Origin of the sequence: Vibrio genomosp. F10 str. 9ZD137 (genome assembly GCF_049974785.1) — a bacterium.
Taxonomy (GTDB): Bacteria; Pseudomonadota; Gammaproteobacteria; order Enterobacterales; family Vibrionaceae; genus Vibrio.
This window is the reverse complement of the sequence record NZ_JBNGCJ010000603.1, coordinates 1-3,274: the sequence shown is the minus strand read 5'-3', so window position 1 is coordinate 3,274 and position 3,274 is coordinate 1. Positions and strand designations below refer to the sequence as shown.

At 44.2% G+C, this 3,274-nt stretch carries 4 protein-coding genes; all 4 read left to right on the top strand.

From position 1 onward, the window contains the following. A partial coding sequence (locus ACP45E_RS14600) for an acyltransferase (RefSeq protein WP_426511347.1) occupies positions 1 to 119 on the top strand: 119 nt, incomplete at its 5' end. Next, the gene (locus ACP45E_RS14595) at positions 112 to 1,287 is read left to right on the top strand and encodes a glycosyltransferase (protein WP_017038866.1); all 1,176 of its coding nucleotides are present in this window, start codon (positions 112 to 114) and stop codon (positions 1,285 to 1,287) included. The genes ACP45E_RS14600 and ACP45E_RS14595, both read left to right, overlap by 8 nt. Next, positions 1,284 to 2,711: a GumC family protein gene (locus ACP45E_RS14590; protein ID WP_017033378.1), complete on the top strand. Its 1,428-nt coding sequence runs from the start codon at positions 1,284 to 1,286 to the stop codon at positions 2,709 to 2,711. The genes ACP45E_RS14595 and ACP45E_RS14590 overlap by 4 nt, the downstream gene beginning before the upstream one ends. A gap of 225 nt (positions 2,712 to 2,936) precedes the next feature. Next, positions 2,937 to 3,274, top strand: a 338-nt coding sequence (locus tag ACP45E_RS14585) for a glycosyltransferase (RefSeq protein WP_141707350.1), incomplete at its 3' end; no start/stop codon positions are given.

Genomic DNA, 3,274 nt, shown 5'->3' with positions numbered 1-3,274 from the left:
TTGGAGCCGGCAGCGTGGTGATTAGTGACCTTCCCCCTTATGTGATCGCCGCAGGCAATCCAGCGAAAGTCATTAAATCCATCTCACCTGAAACTCATGGAGGAGAAAGTCATGCATGATCTCATCGTATTCGGCGAAGACTTTGGCGGCCTTCCTTCCAGTACCCAACACCTGATTAAGCGTTTAGCGCAACAGCGTAAAGTTGTTTGGATTAATTCCATCGGATTACGCCAACCTAAGCTAAATTTGAACGATGCAAAACGTGTATGGAATAAGCTCTTAGGCCGTTCAAAATCAGGGTTTTCGCCAAAACAACCCCACTCTGTCGACAACGTTGCCTTATTACGCGAGAAAGAACACCAAGACGTAAGCATCCCAAATCACACAATGGATCTAACGATTGTCAATTTGAAAACCATTCCCGCGCCACAATCTCGCGTCGCTAGAAAGATCGCGAAGTCTCTAATGTTACGACAACTGAAACCTATATTGACTAAAGCAACACTTCATCACCCTGTGCTTTGGTGCTCTTTACCCACCGCAGCCGATCTCTGTGGTCACCTAGGCGAATCCGCAGTGGTGTATTATTGTGGCGATGACTTTTCTTCATTGGCCGGTGTTGACCATAAAACCGTGAGTGAACACGAAGCAAAACTGATTTCTAAAGCCGACATGATCTTTGCTGCCAGCGAAGAAATGGTGTCTCGTTTCCCCGAACACAAAACTCACTTTATTCCTCATGGTGTTGATGCTCACCTGTTCGCTACCCCAGCACCTAGAGCCCAAGACCTTCCTAATCGAGGCAGACCAATCGCCGGATTTTATGGAAGCCTCTCAAACTGGCTTGACTACGATATGCTCGAACAGGTCGTTAACCATAATCAGGATTGGGATTTTGTATTCATTGGGCCACAAGAGTTGAGCGATTCTCGACTTCCCAAACATAGCAATGTGTTTTATTTAGGGCCTAAGCCACATGAACAATTGCCTCAATACAGCCAGCACTGGGATGTAAGTCTGCTACCCTTTAAATTGAATGATCAAATAATCGCATGTAGCCCATTAAAACTCATGGAATATTTAGCATCAGGAAAGCCTATTGTTTCCACCTCATTTCCGGCATTAGAAGCGTATAAACGCTACGTAAATGTGGTTTCAAATAGCGAGGAAATGAGCCAAGCTTTACATCAAGCGAGACAACAAAAGCCACTGCCTTCAGGGATTGTAAATCACCACAGCTGGGATGCGCGCAGCAAATTGGTTGATAGGATGTTGGAGCTACTATGAATGAACTCAAGTACCGCTTAATTGTTATTTTTAGTGCCGCCTGGAGAAGGCGTTATCTCATTTGTTTGCCGATTGTTATTCTTCCTTTCGTCGGGGCGATAGTCTCTCAGCTCGCCCCAACCTCATACCGTTCGCACACCAGTATGCTGATTCAAGAAACCGCTAAGATGAATCCCTTCTTGGAAGATCTAGCGGTATCAACCATGTTAAAAGATCGACTAAACGCGCTCAGTACCTTACTCAAAAGTCGCCATGTACTCAATTCGGTTGCTTTAGAGCAAGGGTTAATCGATGAGAACTCGTCGCCAAGTGACATCGATAAAGTCATGTATGACATATCAAAAAGTCTGACGGTGACTCAGTTAGGAAAAGACTTTTTAAAAATTGAGCTTGAGTCCAAAGAAAGTGAAGGCATGAAAGAGTTGCTTCAGTCTATCAGTGACCATTTTATTGAACAGTTACTCGCTCCTGAGCGCTCATCGATTAAAGATTCGAGTGAATTTTTGGCTTTTCATATTGAAAAGAGACAAAACGACCTCGATCTCGCAGAAGATGCGCTTGCTGATTTCAAAAATGATAACTCTTCTGTGAGCCCAGAACTTCAAAGCCAAAGTTTGACGCGATTGGCCGTTCTAAAACAAAGTCTTGCTGAAAAACAAGCCGAACTTGCTGGTGTTAAGAAAAGCTTGGGCAGCCTTGATGACCAGCTTTCAAGAACCAATCCCGTGGTTGGAAAAATCGAAGAGCAGATTATAGAAATACGCAGCGAACTCAGTTCGTTAAAAGCCAGATACACTGAATCGCACAGCGCCGTTCAGGCAAAAAACCGCGAATTGTCTCGTTTGGAAAGTGAACGCTCTGCACTGCTTAATGTCGAACAACCGAACCTTAACAGCGATCAACTTTGGGATATTGCCAGTACATCCACCTTAACCGATCTTTCTACGGTTCAGCCTTTGCTTGTGACTCAACTCCACAGCCTTCAAATGGTTCGCAGTCAATTTGAATCTCTTAGTGAAGAGACCAAAAGCCTGAAACAGATGATCTTTGAGCTTGAACAAAAAGCGAATAATTTTGGTGACAATGCCAAAGCGCTATACCGTCTTCAACGGGACGTTCAAATCAAGCGTCAACTTTACGATGAGTTGGTCGAACGCTATGAAATGGCTCAGCTAACGGGATCTTTAGGGGTCTTTGAGGAAAACAAGCGAGTCAAAATCATTGATTTACCTTATACCCCCAGCCGTCCTTCTAATCTAGCTCCTGTATTCTTTATTCTCGCAGGATTAATAGCGGGTATCGCCCTTGGCTGCGGATTGGCCACCGTTACTGAACTCTTTGACACTTCAATTCGACGTAAAGACCAGCTTGAAGATCTTACCGGAATTCCTGTTATTACCATTATTCCAAAGGTAGGAAGCTAACCATTAGCTTTCTGCCTGTTGACAACCATTCTCTAGCGACGCTTTCCCTCATTATGTTTTTCATATCGATTCTCAATTTGAGAGGGATGATTAAAACACTCACACATACCACCTAAGCCATTAAAAATAATAGAGAAATCAAACTGGCACGCTCCCTGCAAACCTCTGTAATAAGCAAGATAAGTGAATATCAATTACCGATGTGGTTAAAACCAAGGAGCGCATATGAACTCGAAAGATTCCCAATTAGGACAGACCGTTGTCCATGTTGTACAGCACCTTGCGCCAGGCGGACTTGAAAGCCTTGCTCTCGATCTTCTCAGTTTTTCCACGCCATTAAACCGTGTCATGATCGTCAGCTTAGAAGGTGAGAAGAACCAATCGATCACAAACTGGCCACGACTTAAACCTTTCGCGAATCAAGTGTTGTTTCTAGAAAAACAACCTGGAGTAAAACTCGGCACGCTAGCTCAACTGATCAAAGTGTTCCGTCAAATCAAACCTGATGTCGTTCATACTCATCATATTGGTCCGCTTGTTTACGCGGGTCTGGCAGCGAGATT